This is a genomic window from Streptomyces yaizuensis, from assembly GCF_034961445.1.
Lineage (GTDB): Bacteria > Actinomycetota > Actinomycetes > Streptomycetales > Streptomycetaceae > Streptomyces > Streptomyces yaizuensis.
The window spans coordinates 40,869-57,215 of record NZ_BSBI01000001.1; the positions used below are offsets into that span (position 1 = coordinate 40,869).

Genomic DNA, 16,347 nt, shown 5'->3' on the forward strand with positions numbered 1-16,347 from the left:
GTACGCCCCGGCACGCGAGCCCGGCAAGATCCGCCGGACAGACCGTAGACCGGTACGGGCGGTGGCGGCGGTATTGCCGGACCCGTCGGCGCGGCGGGCGGCCCCGCCCGCCCGGTGGCCGCCCGCCGCAGCCCCTGATCACGTGATCAGGAACCGTCGTCCGGTCATGAACGCTCCTTGGGGCAACGGGCAGCGCGGACCCCGTGCGCGCACCGGACGCCCCCGTCCGGGCCCGGACCGCCTCGTCCAGGAACCGACCGACCCGGAAGGCCGACCATGAGGAACACCAGCGCCACCCGCCGCACCCCCCGTGCCGTGCTCGTCGCCTGCGCCGCCATGGCGGTGGCGGCGACCACCACCCCGGCGTTCGCCGCCCCCGGCTCCGCGTCCCCGCCCCCGGGCGCCCGCGGCCCGGTCTGGACCGCCTCGCAGGTGGCCGCGGACGACGCGACGGCCATCACCACCACCCGCGTCGACGCCCACACCACCTGGGTGGCGGGCATGCGCTTCCTCCACCAGAGCGGCGGTCTCCGCTTCCAGCCGGTGATCTGGGAGCGGGACGACCGCACAGGACCCGGCTGGAAGGAGCTGGCGACCGCGCCCGTACCCGAGTACGACACCCGCTTCAACGACGTCGACGCCTCGTCCCGGAGAAACGCGCTGGCCGTCGGCGACCACTCCGAGGCCGCCCAAGGCATCGTCACCCAGCGCTGGGACGGCACGAAGTGGCGGACCGCCATCGCCCCCGTCTCCCCGGGCTCGTGGGGCGCCGGGTTCCTGTCCGTGGAGTCCCTGTCCCCGCGCGACGGCTGGGCGGTGGGCTGGGACCAGGTGCCGTCGCCGGACGGCTCCCGCAGCGTGGGGCAGATCCAGCACTGGGACGGCCAGCAGTGGACCCGGTCCGACCTCCCCGACGTGGACGAGGGACCGGGCGGCGGCTGGACACTGGCGGAGGTCTCCGCGCGGAACAGCCGGGATGTCTGGGCCGTCGGCGGTACGTTCAGCCGCGAGAAGGCGGTGCCCGTGGCGCTGCACTATGACGGCTCCGCCTGGAAGAGGACCGACCTTCCCGCCATCGGCGAGCGGGCCCGGCTGAACGGGGTGGCCGCCGCGCCCGACGGCACGGTGTGGGCGGTCGGGGAGATCGCCGCCCGCGGCGGCCCGTCGACCGGCCTCGCCCTGCGGTACGACGGGACGCAGTGGACGCGGACGGCCCTGCCGGAGGGCACCGGCGCCCTGACGTCGGTGACCCTCAGCGAGGGCGCCCCCGTGGTCCTCGTCAAATCGAATGAACGCGTTCCGTCGGTACTCCGGCTGGCCGGGAACACCTGGAAGTCCATGGACCTGCCCACCGCCGTCGGAGGCGCGCGGCTGACCGCGCTCAGCCTCTCCGCGTACGACGACACCCTCGATGTCTCCGGCGTGCTCGACGCCGGCGCGGCGAGGCCCGCGGTGGTCCTGACCGCTCGCCGCTGAGCGGCTGAGCGGGGGGCGCGGTCCCGGACCGCGCCCGGTGAGCGCTGTCAGTGGCCCGTGATGGAATCATAGGATTCCACCCCCTTTCTCCAGGAGTTCCGCCGTGCCGCAGCCAACCACCCCCACCCTGTCGCCGGACCCTGCCCGGGAACCTGCGGCGTACTCCTCGCTGACCCACGCCCTGGCCGACGCGCTGATCGACATCCTGCGGTACGTCGACGCCTGCGACGACGGGCAAGTGGCCCTGGACGACGCCGTCCGCATCCTGGAGGGCATGGCCCACGTCGTGGACCTGCTCTCCGAGGAGCAGCGGCAGGAGCTGCGGGAACTGCTGCGCGCGATGGCGGAGGGCGAGAGCGATCCCGGGCGGCGGGACTTCCTGGCGGGATTCCCCGAGGGCTTCGGCCTCGACGAGGACGGGACCGACCCTTTGGGGACCGATCCCTTTGGGCCCGGCGACTGACCGGGCCGCCGCCCGGGTCCGCGCGGCCCGCTCAGGTGCCCGCGCCCTCCGCGTAGGACGCCGTGATCGACTGGACGCGCAGGAAATCCAGCCAGCGCGCGACCGTCCGGGGGTCATCGGTGGCCCGGTGCGGGCCCGGTGGCGTCCGCCCGGTGGCGATGTCGAGGACACCGCAGGCCAGCGGGGTGGAGACCAGCCGGGCAGTGGCGCTCTCCCGCGCGTCGCCCGTCATGTCGAGCACATACTCGCCCCACCAGGATTCCCCCGCCCCGGTGTGCACCCGCAGCTTGACCGACATCACCACGCGGTCGTGGTCGGCGGCCGTGGTGGGGTACCGGGCGGCCAGTTCGTCCGCGAGTTCCGTCAGACGCGCGTCCGTGGCGCCCGGGAGTTCGTCCAGGACCGGCCGCCATGCCTCGCTCCAGCCGGCCAGGCGCAGGGTGCCCCGGACGAAGGTCCCGAGGTGCCAGGTCGCGGGAAAGCCGTAGGCCAGGACGAAGGGCACGCTGTCCCGGTTGGGGTAGACCTCGACGGTCTCACCGCCGACGACCTGCGTGGTGACGGCCTCCCACGGGCGGGCGACCGCCCGCTCCGCGCCGTCCTCGATCAGCCGGGCGGGTGTCAGCAGCGCGGTGAGCACCCCGCGCGGCGCCCAGCTGAACCGGTACCGGAAGGCGTTCGGTACCGCCGGGTTGCTGCCGCAGTACGAGGTGAAGTGCGCCGTCGCCGGCCGCTCACCGGTCACCTGCCGGGCCTTGCGGACCAGTTCGTGGGCGAGCAGGTGGTCGATGCCCGGGTCGAGACCCAGCTCGGTGAGGAGGACCGAGCCCCGGCGCCGTGCGGCGCCGGCCCGTGCCTCGATCGCCGGGCCGGCATAGCTGGAACACGCGAAGTGCGCCCGGTGCGCCAGGGCCAGGTCGATCAGGGGCGGGTGCTCGGTCGCCGGGAGCATCGACACCACGATGTCACCGGGGGCGAGTTCGGCGGCGAGCGCCCCGGGGGTGTACGCCCCGGCCGCGGCCCGGCCCGTGAGCCCGAGCCGCGCCAGACAGGCTTCGGCCTTCGCGACGGTGCGGCCCCACAGGACCACGGACGTGCCCTCGCAGAGGAGGGCCAGGCCGCTCCCGGTGGACATGCCGGTGCCTATCCAGTGCACCCGCCCGCTCGGAGCCGTCGGTTCCCGCCGCTCTCCCCGCTCTCCCCGGTCCTGCTGCTCTTGTTGCTCTTTCTGCTCTTTCTGTTCTTTCACGGGTTCTTCCTCATCTCTCGCTCGCCGGCCCTCGCCGGGCGTTGTGGAAGTGCTCCTCGCAGCGGCTCCAGACGCCGCCCCCGCGCGGCAGGACCGCCAGATGCGGCAGCAGGCCCCGGGAGAACGCCGTACTCGACTCCCGGGGCAGCAGCGAGGGCAGGTTGTCGATGGCGATCACGTCCAGCGGGGGAGCGGACCACAGCCGCCGCACCGGCGCCGCCCAGTCGGTGACCCGGTCGTACACGGGCAGCCGGTGGCAGGCCGACGTCACATCGCAGGTGACGTCGGAGACCACCGCCAGCCGGCGGTCCGCGCGCGCCACATCGTCCGGGCCGAGGAACGCCGGGCCCGGTTCGGTGGTGAAGACCGTGTTGACGAGGAGGTCGTGGCCGAGCAGCGCGGCCCGGTCCAGGTCCCGGGTCTCGGCCACGTCCCACGCGGTGGTGCGCACCCCGGCCACGGCCAGCGCCTCGCACGCCCCCCGGCCCGACCTGCCGAGCGCGCCGACGACCAGCGCCCTGGCGTCGTCCCGCGCCCCGCGCAGCCGCTCGTCCAGCTCCTCGCGGGTGCCCGGGCGGAGCGGGGCGGCGAGCAGGCCGCGCCGGTGCAGTACGGCGAGCGCGGCACCCACGTACCCCGCCCAGTGCCCGAAGGCCACCACCCGCCGGCCGTGCTCGTCGGTCAGATACTCCAGGTCGAGCAGGACGCCGCCGCCCTCGGCGAAACGGCGCAGCAGCGCGGGACCGCCGCCCTGCCCCTTGTAGGCGTGGCCGAAGAAGACATGACGGTGGCTCAGCGGCACCGAAGCGGAGGACGGTTCCTTCAGCCCGAGGACCACGGCGGCGGGCGGCGCGTCCGGCCAGGTGCCGCCGGGGACCACCCGGGCGCCCGCCGCCGCGTACGCGGCGGCGGGGAAGGCGCGGTGCGCGGACTCCTCGACGGTGACCGGGACGCCCCCGGCGATCAGGCGGGCCGCGTCGGCGGGTACGAGAGGGGTGCGCCGTTCGTTCTCCGATGCCTCGCCGCGCAGCCAGAACCCCGTGCTGTTCCGCATGTTCGCCAACCTCTCCCTGCGGATGCGGTGTGCAGGCGGGGCCGTGCCGGGCCGACGCCGCGAACGCGTCCAGCGTAGGGGCGCAGGCCCCGCCGGACCCGGTGCCGCGCCCGAGCGGATCGGGACCCGCCGCCGGGCCACCGGGCCGAACGAGCGGTTCCGCACCGCCCCTTCCGCCGCTGTCCGTGCCCGGCGCCGCGCCGCCCCCGGCCGCGTTCCCTGCCGTCCGTTCCCTCCCGTTCCCTTACGCGCCGGGCTCCGGGCCCGCACGTTTCGTGATCACCGGAGAGGCAACCTCCGGGGTCCCGCCGCCGTCCTGGAGGACTGGGGATCGGCATCCCACCCCCAACGGGGTGCCGACCGAACGACAGGAGAACCACGTGACCCGTGTCCCGCGCATGGTGACCGCCACGCTGGCGGCACTCGCGCTGACGGCGGTGGCGCCGGGATGGGCGCAGGCCGCGCCCGGAGCCCCGCCCTCGGCTGCGGACCGTATGTCCGGCACACTGCCCGGCGGGATAGCCGACGCGCCGCCGGTGGATCCCGGCGGCGCGCTGCCCCAGGGCTGGCGGACCGCCGGCAGCGGCACGGACCGCGAACTGGTCTGGGTCGCCCCCCGGCCCGTCCCGGTCGGCGGCGCCCGGGTGGAGTTCCACTCCGGGGACCGGCTCATCGGCCGCCCCCTCGCCGACGACGACCAGCGCACCTTCCGGCTCCGGCTGGACGGCGCCCGGATCGGGGACGGCAGCGACCTGCGGGCCGTGGCCGCCGGCCGGCGCCTGGACGCGGCAGGGGAGCGGGGCCCCGCCGGCCGGCGGTCACCGGCTCCGCTCCCGCCCGCCGCGTCCCTGGCCGCCGCCGACCCCGTCAACGGGGTCGACCCCGGGAAGCCGGGCCCCTACCGCACCGTCACCGGCGAGTACCGGCTGCCGCCGGTGAAGCTGCCCGGCTTCCCCGAGCCGGTCGAGATGCTCGGCACCGTCGTGGGACCGAGGAACGCCACCGGCACCCGGCCCCTCGTGCTCTTCCTGCACGGCCGCCACTACACCTGCTACAGCGACCAGGGCGGCGAGGACCTGGCCTGGCCCTGCCCGGCCGGCACCAAGCCCGTGCCCAGCCACCAGGGCTACCGGCACGACCAGCGACTCCTCGCCTCCCAGGGGTATGTGACGGTCTCCGTCGCCGCCAACGGCATCAACGCCCAGGACGACGCGGCCGAGGACGGCGGCGCCCAGGCCCGCTCCTCCCTCGTACGGCAGCATCTCGCCCGCTGGGCCGCGTGGGCCGCCGACCGCAAGAAGGCACCCCCGGCGGTACGTGCCGTCTCCCCGGCCGATCCGGGCCGGACGCTGCTCGTGGGCCACTCCCGGGGCGGCGAGGGCGTCAACCGCGCCGCACTCGACAGCCTCACGCGGCCCCCGGCCGACCAGGACGGCCATCGGGGCCCGGTGCGCTGGAACATCCGGGGCACCGTGCTGATCGGCCCCACCCTCTTCGGCCGCAACCCGGTCCCCGACGTGCCCTCGATGACCGTCCTGCCGGGCTGCGACGGCGATGTCCAGGACCTCCAGGGCCAGTTCTTCGCCGACGACACCCGGGGCGTGGGCCGGGGCGCTGCCCTGCACAGCACGGTCTACATGGTCGGCGCCAACCACAACTTCTTCAACACCGAGTGGACGCCGGGCCAGGCCCAGGCGCCGGCCCAGGACGACTTCTACGCGGGCGACCCCCGGGACCGGGTGTGCGCGCCCGGCACCCGGACCCGGCTCACCGCGAAGCAGCAGCAGACCGCAGGCTCCACCTACATCGCCGCCGCGACCCGGCTCTTCGTCGCCGGTGACGACCGGGTGCGGCCGCTGCTCGACGGCACCGGACGGCGTGCCCCGTCGGCAGGCCCCGCGCGGGTGCTCAGCCACGCCGTCGGCGGCCACCGCACCCCCTTCGTCCTCCCCGACGCCGCCCCGAAGGTGACCGGCGGCAGGCTCTGCGCCCAGGTCTCGGCCGACCGGGCCGCCGCCTGTCTGCCCCAGGGCACCGTCGGCGCGTCCCCGCACTTCACCCCCTGGGTCGGCCCGAACGAACCGGGCCGCCACGCGGTGGCGCTGCGCTGGAGGAAGCCGGGCGCCGCGACCCGGATGACGCCCGCCCGCCCGGTCTCCGTGGCGGGCGCCAAGGCCCTGGCGCTGCGGGTGATCGTGCCGCCCAACACCACCGGCACCCTTCTCGACGTGGCCGTCGCCGACAGCTCGGGCCGCCGGGCCGTCCTCGGCCGGGTCCGCGTCGACGGACTGCCCGGGACCGACCGGACCACCGCCCACTGGGCGCGGGAGGTCCGGGTGCCGCTCTCGGCCGCCGTCCGCGCCGGAGTGGACCCGAAGAAGCTCACGTCCCTGGAGCTGGTCCCCCGGACGGCCTCCGGCAGCGCCTGGCTGATGGACGCCTGGGGCTGGCGCCCCGGCACCCCCGCCGCCCGGCCCGCCGCCCTGCCCCGCGTCGACCTGGGCCGGATCACGGTCAAGGAAGGCGACTTCGGCAGCCGCACCTACCGCCTCCCCGCCCGGGTCCTGGGCCAGGGCAGCGGCCAGGTCCGGGTCTTCGTCACCGACCCCGTGACCGAACGCGTCACCTCCAAGGTGGTGACGGTCCGCGCGGGCCGTGCCCCCGAGGTGAGCATCACGGTGAAGGGCGACACCCGCTACGGGTACGACCAGGGCCACCACGTGTTCGTCAAGGGCGTGCGCGGCGCGGTGACCGGCGCGTACAGCGGCGGGGTGACCGTCGAGAACGACGACCCCCTGCCCACCTTCACGGTGACGCCCGTCGCCGACCGGGTCACCGAGGGCGGGGAACTGGTGTGGAAGGTGTCGATGTCCGCCCCGGCGGACGCGCACCTCTCGGCCGACCTGGCCGTCGAACCGCCGGGCGGGGCGCCCGAGCTGTCCACGCTCGATGTCTCCCCGGGCTGGCTGGACCTGTACTTCGGGGTGTCACCGGCCCCCGAGCGCCCGTTCTCCTCGGTGCACGACGGCCCCCGGCTGTGGGCCGACTTCCCGGTGGGAGCGCGCGAGGCCCTGGTCTCCGTGCCCACCGTGACCGACGCGGTCGCCGAGCCGGAGGAGTCGCTGCGGCTGCGCCTGCTGACGTACGACGAGAACGGCGAGCCCGTCGGCGGGCCCGAGTTCACCGGCACCGTGCGGGACGGCTCCTGACACCCGTACCGGCCGATCCCGCGCCGTAGCACGCGAGGAAGGGGGTGCCACCGGTCCACAGCGGACCGGTGGCACCCCCTTTCGTGAGCGGTGTCCCGCAGCGGGCGGCTCGGCAGGGCGCGGATGCGCCGGGGGAGTCGGCGAGAGGACCGAGAGTGCCGCCACCGGCGTCGAGAGGCCGTCGAGAGGCCGGCGAGAGAGGAACAGGACCGCCACCGGGCATGGTGAGGAGTGTCGAAACGGTCCGAGGGCGAAAGGGGGCAGGGATGTCCGGGCGTCAGCTGCGGGTGGCCACCGCCACCGTCCGTCACTCCGTCCGTCACTCCGTCCACCACTCCGTCCGCCTTCCGCACCGCCGGGAACGGTTCGACGCGGACGGCCGGCTCAGGGAGCCCGGGCCCATCCTCGCCGCGGCCACCTCGACGCCCGACCAGCTCGCCTGGTGGGCCGGGGTCCTGCGGGCCGCACGGACGGCGAGGCCCTAGACCGGGTGAGGGGCTTGTCGAACATCCCCCGTGGACGAGCCCCTCACCCTTTCACCGCCCCTGAGCCCTTCCGCACCCCTCCGCACCCGTTCCGGCCACCGTCCGGGCCTGCGGCAACCTCGTCGCTCCCCGTCAGGAGGCGTGGAACGACGAGGCAGAAGGGCGGGAAATGATCTGCGGGGCCCCGGCCTCCCGCAGGAAGGGGTAGTCTCCGGCTGCCTTCTGATCGATCATCAGTGCGAGGAATCCCCCCTTGAATCGAATACGTACCGCGCTCGCCGCCCTCGGAGTCACCGCCGGCCTGCTCACGGCACCCGCCGCGCACGCCGCCCCGGCGTCCGTGGAGAAGCCGTCGGCCGCCGCTCCCCAGAGCAAGCAGTGCACCGGGAAGTTCCGGAACGACGCCCGGCTCGGCCCCCAGTGGCTGCCGAACAAGAGGCTCGCCCCGGTGGGCCCCCTGCTGAAGGGCTACCAGCGCACCGGCGCGCTGTCCCCGTCCGCGTTCCTGAAGAAGTACTGGGAGGGCCCCGCCGACACCGGCAGCTGGAAGTACCCGCCGAACGACGGCTTCGCCGAGGTGAACGGGCAGCTGGACAAGGAGCCCGGCAAGCTGCGGACCGGGCAGCGGCTGGACCGCTTCGGCTCGGAGTTCGGCAGCTACCTGGCGCCCGCCGGTGACGCGTACGCCGAGCGCGCGCTGCCGCCGCAGAACCTCAACACCCGGGAGGCGGCCGTCCCCTGCGACTACCGCGTCTACCGGGTGAAGAAGCCGTTCTGGGTCTGGCAGGGCAGCATCGCCCCCTGGTTCGAGCAGCCCGGCGGCGGGCAGCAGATCAAGCTGGACCCGGTCTTCCTCGACCCGGGCCAGGGCCAGCGGCTCAACGTCAAGTGGCTCATCGACAACGGCTATCTGACCCGGGTGGCGCTCTGACGCCCGCGGTGCCCGGCCCGCACGCCGCCCCCGGCCCGGACGCCGTGTCCGACCGGTACGCGCTGAGGGCGGCGCTGCGTACGGCGGGAGTCCCCGACGGGTACTACCGGGTCGAAGGGGTCCACGAGCCCGCCCCCACCCCTCCCGACTTCCTCTTCCTGCGGACGAACCCGGAGGGGGAGTGGGAGACCGGGGCATACGAGCGGGGCACCCATCAGGTCATTGCCCGGCATGCGCGCGAGGCGGATGCCTGCGCCCATCTGCTGCGGCTCCTGCTGCCGTCGCCGTGAAACCGCTGGCCGAAGCCGTCCGCCGACGCGAGCGGCCCGCCGGGCACCAGCACAACGGCGGGCCGTGACCGTCCGGATCCGGCCACTTGCCGGGTGGGCCGGGGGACGGCGCCGAACCATTCCCGGCCCGCTGTGAACAATGCCGGGGGAGGAGACGTGCTCACTGTGGGACGGGATTTCCGGATCCTCGTGACCGGGCGTTCCCGGCCCGCCGGCGCGGACCGCGGCATCCGCGCCGGTCTCTGTCCGACGAGGTCTGCGGAGGCAGCCGGATGTCCGGGGACGCGAACGGGCACGGCAACGCGAACGCGTACCGGAACGGGAACGGAGACGGGCACGGCAGCGGGACCGACGGCCCGGACCGGGACGACGGCGGCAGCGGACACCGGAACGGCAGCGGAATCGACAGCGGGAGCGGCCACCGGACCACCTCCGGTATCCGCGCCACGGGCCCTCGCCCGGACGCGGGCCCCGGTCCCCCCGGCCGTGGCGCACCAGCCCCGGGCCCCGGCGGCGCGGCACGGTTCTCCCCCGCCGGCGCGGGTGCGGCGCGGCCCCCTGTCCCCGTTCCCCACCGATCTTCAGGAGACCACCATGGCCAGCGCCCAGCCCGACCCCCTCTTACCCCCGGGGGGCGGAGCGCCGGCGGCGCCGGACGCCCGGCTCGCCGACCTGATCATCCGTGAGCTGGACCGGCGGCTGCCCGCGGGCGCCGGGCGCACGCTCGCCGGCGGGGCCCCTGCCGCCCCCGCCGGCCCGGACGGACTCCTGCGCCCGCTGCTCCTCGTCCGCAGCGCCCTCGCGACCGGTGGCTCGCTCGCCCGGGTGCTGCCCGCCGCCGTGGGACTGGAGTACGTCCACTCCGGCGGCGCCCGGCACCCCTCGGCCGACGGCGACCGGGCGGACCGGGCCGTCCCCGGGGCCCCCGGCCCCCGGACCGCCATCCACGACCGGCTGGGTTCCGCCACCGCGGTCGTCCTGGCCACCACCCCCTTCCACACCTGGTTCGAGGCGCTGTCCGAGTGCGCCGCGCGCGGAGTGCCGGAGGACCGGATCATCCTCGCCTGCCGGATCCACGCCGCCGCCGCGCGCGCGGTCCGGGCGGGAACGGCCGGCGAACGGGGCCGCACCGGACCACCGGACGCCGCGGGCTGGCTGGACGCGGCACGGCTGATCACGGCGGCCCCGTTCGCCGCCGCGTGCCGTATCGGCGCGACCCTCGCCGGAGCACCGGCCGAAGGGGCCGCCGCGCTCGCCGTCTACGGCGAACACCTCGGGATGGCGCTGCGGATCCAGTACGTGCTCAGGCCCTTCACCCTCTCCCCGCACGGGGACGGGAACGGGCACAGGGCGCAGGACCCCGGCGACCACCGGATCGCGCGCACCCTGCCGGTGCTGCTCGCGCACGATCTCGCCGACCCCGCCCAGCGGCTCGCCCTGGACGGGGCGCTCGCCGCCGCCCCCGGCCCCGGCCCGGCCCGCGCGATCCACGCCCTGGTCGTCGAGACCGGCGGCCATCTCGCGGCGGCCGGTCTCGGCCGGCGGCACGCCATCCGCGCGGCGGGCGCGCTGACCGCGCTGCCCGACAACGCCCACCGGCGGCGCCTGCTGGCACTGGTCCCGGCACCCGCCGGACCCGGCCCGTTCCAGTGACCCGCCCGCGCCCGCGCCCGCGCCTGCGCCCTCGGGTCGCAGCGCCGAAACCCCGTACCCGGACCGGCAGGCACCGCGCCCGCCGGATCCGTGCCGATCTCGGCGCGATCGCGCCCCCCGCCCCGGCGGGCCGGGCGACTATCCTCCGACCATGCGCGTGGCCCTCTTCGTCACCTGCGTCAACGACGCGCTCCACCCGTCCACCGGCGTCGCCACCGTACGGCTCCTGGAACGCCTCGGGGTCGCGGTCGACTTCCCGGCCGCCCAGACCTGCTGCGGCCAGCCCCAGTTCAACACCGGCTACCGGCGGGAAGCCGCCCCCCTGGTCCGGCGCACCGCGCGGGCCTTCGCCGGATACGAGTACGTCGTCACCCCCTCCGGCTCCTGCGCGGCGATGGTGCGCGAGCACTACCCCCGGTTCGGCGAAAGCTCCCTGGGACCCCGGACGTACGAGCTGACCGAATTCCTGGTCGACGTCCTCGGCACCACCGACGTCGGCGCGTACTTCCCGCGCACCGTCACCTACCACCCCTCCTGCCACGGAGTACGCGCCCTGCGCCTCGGCGACCGCCCGCTGCGGCTGCTGCGGGCCGTCCGCGGACTGCGGCTGCGGGAACTGGACGGCGCCGACGAGTGCTGCGGCTTCGGCGGCACCTTCGCGGTCAAGAACCCCGCCGTCTCCACCGCGATGGGCCGGGACAAGACCCGGGCCGCCGAAGCCACCGGCGCCGGCGTGCTCTGCGGCGCGGACAACTCCTGCCTGATGCACCTCGGCGGCCTGCTGCGCCGCGCCGACTCCCCGCTCGTCCCCCTGCACCTCGCGGAGATCCTGGCCGCCACCGAGGAGCATCCCCATCCGCTCGCCCCCGCCCCCGGGACGGCGCCCCACCCGAAGGAGGCACGGCCATGACCCGGACCGACCTCGGCATGCCGGCCTTCCCCCCGTTCCCCGAGGCGGCGGCCGAGGCCGTACGCGACCCGGTGCTCCGCGCCAACCTGCGCCACGCCACCCACACCATCCGCGACAAGCGCGCCCGCGCCGTCGCCGAACTGGACGACTGGGCACAGCTCCGCGAGGCCGGCCGCCGGATCAAGGACCACACCCTGCGCCATCTCGACCGCTACCTGGAACAGCTGGAGAGCGCCGTCACCGCCGCCGGCGGCACCGTGCACTGGGCCGAGGACGCCGACGAGGCCAACCGGATCGTCGCCGGCCTGGTCCGCGCCACCGGCGAGGACGAGGTCGTCAAGGTCAAGTCGATGGCCACACAGGAGATCGGACTGAACGAGGCGCTGGCCGCCGAGGGCATCCGGGTGTACGAGACGGACCTCGCCGAACTCATCGTGCAGCTCGGCGACGACCGGCCCTCGCACATCCTGGTCCCCGCCATCCACCGCAACCGGGCCGAGATCCGCGACATCTTCCGCACCACCATGGGCGCCTGGGGCCGCCCGGCCCCCGACGGCCTCGGCGACACCCCCGCCGAACTCGCCGAGGCCGCCCGCCGCCATCTGCGGGAGAAGTTCCTCCGGGCGAAGGTCGCCGTCTCCGGCGCCAACTTCATGGTCGCCGAGACCGGCACCCTCGTCGTCCTCGAATCCGAGGGCAACGGCCGGATGTGCCTGACCCTGCCCGACACCCTGATCTCCGTCGTCGGCGTCGAGAAGACCGTGCCGACCTGGCGCGACCTGGAAGTCTTCCTCCAGACCCTGCCCCGCTCCTCGACCGCCGAGCGGATGAACCCGTACACCTCGATGTGGACAGGCACCACCGGCGGCGACGGGCCCCGCGCCTTCCACCTCGTCCTCCTCGACAACGGGCGCACCACCGTCCTCGCCGACGACATCGGCCGGCAGGCCCTGCGCTGCATCCGCTGCTCCGCCTGCCTCAACGTCTGCCCGGTGTACGAACGGGCCGGGGGCCACGCGTACGGAACGGTCTACCCGGGGCCGATCGGGGCCGTCCTCAGCCCCCAACTGCGGGGCGTCGACAACCCCGTCGACGCCTCGCTCCCGTACGCCTCCTCCCTCTGCGGCGCCTGCTACGACGTCTGCCCGGTCGCCATCGACATCCCCGGGATCCTGGTCCATCTGCGGGAACGGGTCGCCACGCGCGGCGGGCCCGGCCACCGCCTGGAGAAGGCCGCGATCCGCGCCGCCGGCTGGCTCCTGGACCACCCCGGGGCGCTCGCGGCGGGGGAGCGGCTGGCCAACGCGACCCGCCGCGTCCAGCCCCGGCGGCTGCCGGGCACCGGCGCCTGGACCGACAGCCGGGACCTGCCCGAGCTGCCCGAACAGTCCTTCCGCGACTGGTGGCGGAAGAACCGCACGGAGACGGGGAGCGACACATGACCGGGGACGCGCACCACGGGGCCGGCGCGCCCGGGACGAGCGGCGGCTGCGCGCGGACGCGGATCCTCGCCCGGATCCGCTCCGCCGTCGCCGGCGCCCCGGAACCACCGCCCGTCCTCCGCGACTACCTCCCCGGCCACTCCGGCGACGACCCGGCGGCCCTCGCCGACCTCCTCCGGCGGAACCTCACCGACTACCGGGCCACCGTGCACCGCGCCACCCCCCAGGAGCTGCCCGCGCTGATCGCCCGGGTACTGGCCGGGCACGGCGCCCGCTCCCTGGTCGTCCCCGACGGGGTGCCCCCCTGGTGGACGGCCGCCACCGACGCCGGGCAGCGCCGCGACGACGGAACGCTCACCGCCGCCGCGCTCGACGGCTGCGACGCCGTCCTCACCGGCTGCGCGCTCGCCATCGCCGAGACCGGAACGCTGGTCCTGAACGGGGGCCCGGGGCAGGGCCGCCGGGCCCTCACCCTCGTACCCGATCTGCATCTGTGCGTGGTGCCGGTGCCCGGCCGGCTGGTGGCGTCCGTGCCCGCGGCCCTGCCGCTGCTCGACCCCCTCCGTCCGCTCACCTGGATCTCCGGCCCCTCCGCCACCAGCGACATCGAACTCGACCGGGTCGAGGGCGTGCACGGGCCCCGGCGGCTGGAGGTGATCCTGCTGTCCGAAGGGAACCCGTGACCCCGCCACGGGTTCCCACGCCCGTCACCCGGCCGACGGTGCTCAGGGCCCGGGCGCGCGCGGCGGCCGGGTCAGCCGCGGTGCCTCGGCCGCCGCGTCCACGGCGGCCACCGCACCCGCGCCCGGAGCGGACGGGCCGGGGCCGGCGCCGATCCGCGCGGCCAGCGCCCGCGCCCACGCCGTCAGCCCGGACACGTCCAGACCGTACGGATCGTCGTACCCGGCGATCCTGGCGGCCCCCCGCAGCAGCAGCCGCTCCCCGCCCCGGACGTTCCCCCGGGCCGCGTGCGTCAGCCCCACCGCCAGCTGCGCGAGCCCCTGCCACAGCTCGCGCTCCCCGGCCGGACCCGTCTTCCACGCGTCCTCGAAGACCTCGTGCGCGTGGAACGGCATCCCCGCGTCCAGCAGTCGCTGCGCCTCGGCCACCGTCTCGTGCGGCGGCCGCGCGACCCCTTCGGGCTGCCTCGGCACCCCCTCGGACCCGTACGGCAGCGGCCGCCCGAGCCCGTCCCGGGGCCGCGCGCTGCGCGCCCGCCCCTCGTCGTCCCGGTCCCTCGCTTCTCGGCTCACCCCCCGATTCTCCCGCGCCCCGGCCCTCGCCCCGCACCGCCCGCCACCCCGCGCGGCGGGCGTCCCGAACCATCCCGGAAGTGCGGTAATGTTGCTTCTGCGCGCCGGGCCGCAAGGCCGGGGGACGCGAACGGGACGTGGCGCAGCTTGGTAGCGCACTTGACTGGGGGTCAAGGGGTCGCAGGTTCAAATCCTGTCGTCCCGACCAGCGTTTTCGCAGGTCGTAGGCGGTATCGGAGAAATCCGGTGCCGCCTTTCGGTTTTCTTGGGGACCAGTTGGCGACCAGCGGGTCTCAAGGGTGTTGCAGAGTAGGGTCGCGTGCTCCCAGCACACCCTCTGGTGCGCCAGGGCCGGGCCTTCGGGGCGTTCAGCGCGGGCGGCTGACTCCGGCGATGTACGCCTGGATGCCCCGGTGCTGCACCCTTCACCCGGGATGATCCGTACACCTTTCGGCAGCGGAGGGTCCGGTATCGGCCGTGACAGGAACAGGGGTTCCTGCCAGTAGCGTCCGGCGGTGTTCCAGCCGGTGATCCAGTCCCGGACCACGGTCAGGGAAGGAGAGTCGGGGGCGTCGGCGATGAGCTGCCCGTCCTGGGTGAGGACGGCGGCCGATGTGGGTGTGAGGTGGCCGACGGTCATCCCGTCGGAGAGGCGGGCGATGGTCAGACCGGGGCCGGGTCAGATGGACAACGCTCAGCCGGGCGGGTCGAGGCGCAGCCCGCTCTGGATCTCCCGGGCCCGGTCGAGGACGAGGCGGGCGCCGGTATTGTTCCGGTGGGGACGGAGGGCCGAAACCATGGCGGTGAATCGGTCGTCGCAGCGTCCGGACTGGACGTAGGGGTACTCGTCGAGGACGGCATGCCAGGAGTGGCACGCTTCCTCCAACCGTCCGGCGTGAAGTTTGCGTTCGGCGAGGAGCGCGTTGTAGCGGATCCGGGTGCGCCGCAGCCCGGTCGCCCGCATCCGGTGTGCCTGTTCCATTTCGCGGATGGACCCGGAGAGGTCGCCGAGGTGGGCCCGTACCTCGCTGATGTGGTAGCGCAGAGCGGAGGGCGTGTAGGACCCGAAGGTGTTGTCTCCTTCTTGCTCGGCTCGCTCCACCGCAGCCTCGGCGCGACTCATGCTGGCCAGCGCTCCCGCTTTGTCGCCGCTGGCAGCCGCTACGTGGGCTTGCTGTCCTGAGAGGAAGGCAGCGAAGCGGGGGTCGGCTTTGGGCAGGATCTGGGCGGCGGCGTTGGCCGTGCGGACGGCGAGAGCGATGTGGCCCTGGTCGATGGAGTGGACACTCATGCCCCGCAGGACCCTGCGGTACCGGGGCTGGTCCTGAGCGCCGGCGGCCAGTTCGAGGGCTTTCACGAAGTAGCGCTGGGCGAGACCGTCCTCACGTTCGTCCATGGCCATCCAACCGGTCAGATAGACGTGATCGGCCGCGGCGGACAGCATGGCCCGGGTGACATCGGGTGGAGCGGCTGCATTGAGATAGGGCGCCACAGTGTTCACCAGGAACGCGGCGGCCATGGGCCGGGCGTGCCGGCCGCCGAACTGATCGTCCATGCCGATCAGACGGGTGGTCATCGTCGTCACCGCGGTCACTTCCGCGTGACCGATCCGTGCGCGCGGGTTGCGGGTGAAGGAATCGAAGCGATCGGCGGCTTCGGCATATCCAGGAATGGTCAGGGCGGTCGGGAACAGTCCGGCGGCGCCGCCGAGTACCGCTCGCCGTGAAGGGTCCATGTCGGCGCTCCCCAGCTCGATCAGTTCAGCAACGGTATCCCCGGATGCGGTGGCCGTGGCGGGAACTGCGCCGATTCCGGCCTGGGCGACGGTGATCGGACGACCGAGCCGGCGGGCCAGCGCTTCGCAGACTACCGGCGGCCTTCCCGCAGCCGGCTGAATCCGGGCCTGTCCACCGACGACGCCGCCTGGGCCCA

Annotated in this window: 14 protein-coding genes and 1 tRNA gene; 11 read left to right on the forward strand and 4 right to left on the reverse strand. The window is 75.0% G+C overall.

Annotated features, from left to right (window positions below; all coding sequences use genetic code 11):
• The first annotated feature begins 276 nt into the window (after positions 1-276).
• Both SYYSPA8_RS00165 and SYYSPA8_RS00170 read left to right on the forward strand, forming a co-directional pair.
• On the forward strand, positions 277-1,476 hold the full coding sequence (locus SYYSPA8_RS00165; RefSeq protein WP_323444782.1) for a hypothetical protein: 1,200 nt from the start codon (positions 277-279) through the stop codon (positions 1,474-1,476).
• A gap of 103 nt (positions 1,477-1,579) precedes the next feature.
• Positions 1,580-1,939: a hypothetical protein gene (locus SYYSPA8_RS00170; RefSeq protein WP_323444783.1), complete on the forward strand. Its 360-nt coding sequence runs from the start codon at positions 1,580-1,582 to the stop codon at positions 1,937-1,939.
• A 31-nt stretch (positions 1,940-1,970) separates the two neighbouring features.
• Here the strand turns inward: SYYSPA8_RS00170 and SYYSPA8_RS00175 are convergent, their stop codons facing one another.
• A complete protein-coding gene (locus tag SYYSPA8_RS00175) occupies positions 1,971-3,095 on the reverse strand; it encodes a saccharopine dehydrogenase C-terminal domain-containing protein (RefSeq protein ID WP_323445486.1) in 1,125 nt (374 codons plus the stop codon).
• Positions 3,096-3,198: 103 nt separating this feature from the next.
• Positions 3,199-4,242: a Rossmann-fold NAD(P)-binding domain-containing protein gene (locus tag SYYSPA8_RS00180; RefSeq protein WP_323444784.1), complete on the reverse strand. Its 1,044-nt coding sequence runs from the start codon at positions 4,240-4,242 to the stop codon at positions 3,199-3,201.
• A gap of 380 nt (positions 4,243-4,622) precedes the next feature.
• On the opposite strand from SYYSPA8_RS00180, the gene SYYSPA8_RS00185 reads away from it, so the two are divergent.
• The 8 genes from SYYSPA8_RS00185 to SYYSPA8_RS00220 all read left to right on the forward strand — a co-directional run bounded on the left by SYYSPA8_RS00185 (position 4,623) and on the right by SYYSPA8_RS00220 (position 13,845).
• Positions 4,623-7,451: a hypothetical protein gene (locus SYYSPA8_RS00185; protein WP_407705877.1), complete on the forward strand. Its 2,829-nt coding sequence runs from the start codon at positions 4,623-4,625 to the stop codon at positions 7,449-7,451.
• A 266-nt stretch (positions 7,452-7,717) separates the two neighbouring features.
• Entirely contained in the window at positions 7,718-7,936 is a 219-nt protein-coding gene (locus SYYSPA8_RS00190) for a hypothetical protein (protein ID WP_323444785.1), read from the forward strand.
• 253 nt (positions 7,937-8,189) lie between these two features.
• Positions 8,190-8,867 carry a TNT domain-containing protein gene (locus SYYSPA8_RS00195; RefSeq protein WP_323444786.1) on the forward strand — a complete coding sequence of 226 codons (678 nt, stop codon included), beginning with the start codon at positions 8,190-8,192 and terminating at the stop codon, positions 8,865-8,867.
• An 8-nt stretch (positions 8,868-8,875) separates the two neighbouring features.
• Positions 8,876-9,157 carry a hypothetical protein gene (locus SYYSPA8_RS00200; protein WP_323444787.1) on the forward strand — a complete coding sequence of 94 codons (282 nt, stop codon included), beginning with the start codon at positions 8,876-8,878 and terminating at the stop codon, positions 9,155-9,157.
• Between the two features lie 594 nt (positions 9,158-9,751).
• On the forward strand, positions 9,752-10,810 hold the full coding sequence (locus tag SYYSPA8_RS00205; RefSeq protein ID WP_323444788.1) for a polyprenyl synthetase family protein: 1,059 nt from the start codon (positions 9,752-9,754) through the stop codon (positions 10,808-10,810).
• Positions 10,811-10,961: 151 nt separating this feature from the next.
• Entirely contained in the window at positions 10,962-11,720 is a 759-nt protein-coding gene (locus SYYSPA8_RS00210; protein ID WP_323444789.1) for a (Fe-S)-binding protein, read from the forward strand.
• A complete protein-coding gene (locus SYYSPA8_RS00215) occupies positions 11,717-13,162 on the forward strand; it encodes a lactate utilization protein B (protein WP_323444790.1) in 1,446 nt (481 codons plus the stop codon). The genes SYYSPA8_RS00210 and SYYSPA8_RS00215 overlap by 4 nt, the downstream gene beginning before the upstream one ends.
• Complete coding sequence (locus tag SYYSPA8_RS00220; RefSeq protein WP_323444791.1) at positions 13,159-13,845, forward strand: LutC/YkgG family protein; 687 nt, start codon at positions 13,159-13,161, stop codon at positions 13,843-13,845. Before SYYSPA8_RS00215 ends, SYYSPA8_RS00220 begins: the two co-directional genes overlap by 4 nt.
• Before the next feature lie 42 nt (positions 13,846-13,887).
• Here SYYSPA8_RS00220 and SYYSPA8_RS00225 read toward each other — a convergent pair whose 3' ends face one another.
• Positions 13,888-14,415 (reverse strand): DUF309 domain-containing protein, encoded by a 528-nt coding sequence (locus SYYSPA8_RS00225; RefSeq protein WP_323444792.1) that lies wholly within the window; start codon positions 14,413-14,415, stop codon positions 13,888-13,890.
• Between the two features lie 131 nt (positions 14,416-14,546).
• Here SYYSPA8_RS00225 and SYYSPA8_RS00230 point away from each other — a divergent pair.
• Positions 14,547-14,623: transfer RNA gene (locus SYYSPA8_RS00230), tRNA-Pro, on the forward strand.
• A gap of 486 nt (positions 14,624-15,109) precedes the next feature.
• Here the strand turns inward: SYYSPA8_RS00230 and SYYSPA8_RS00235 are convergent.
• Positions 15,110-16,150: a transcriptional regulator gene (locus SYYSPA8_RS00235; protein ID WP_323444793.1), complete on the reverse strand. Its 1,041-nt coding sequence runs from the start codon at positions 16,148-16,150 to the stop codon at positions 15,110-15,112.
• Positions 16,151-16,347 lie beyond the last annotated feature (197 nt).

Bases quoted from the DNA above. Each gene is read 5' to 3' on its own strand.
- SYYSPA8_RS00210 (WP_323444789.1), top strand. From the start codon at position 10,962: ATGCGCGTGGCCCTCTTCGTCACCTGCGTCAACGACGCGCTCCACCCG.
- SYYSPA8_RS00180 (WP_323444784.1), bottom strand. From the start codon at position 4,242: ATGCGGAACAGCACGGGGTTCTGGCTGCGCGGCGAGGCATCGGAGAAC.
- SYYSPA8_RS00190 (WP_323444785.1), top strand. From the start codon at position 7,718: ATGTCCGGGCGTCAGCTGCGGGTGGCCACCGCCACCGTCCGTCACTCC.
- SYYSPA8_RS00215 (WP_323444790.1), top strand. From the start codon at position 11,717: ATGACCCGGACCGACCTCGGCATGCCGGCCTTCCCCCCGTTCCCCGAG.
- SYYSPA8_RS00165 (WP_323444782.1), top strand. From the start codon at position 277: ATGAGGAACACCAGCGCCACCCGCCGCACCCCCCGTGCCGTGCTCGTC.
- SYYSPA8_RS00235 (WP_323444793.1), bottom strand. From the start codon at position 16,150: ATGGACCCTTCACGGCGAGCGGTACTCGGCGGCGCCGCCGGACTGTTC.
- SYYSPA8_RS00220 (WP_323444791.1), top strand. From the start codon at position 13,159: ATGACCGGGGACGCGCACCACGGGGCCGGCGCGCCCGGGACGAGCGGC.
- SYYSPA8_RS00205 (WP_323444788.1), top strand. From the start codon at position 9,752: ATGGCCAGCGCCCAGCCCGACCCCCTCTTACCCCCGGGGGGCGGAGCG.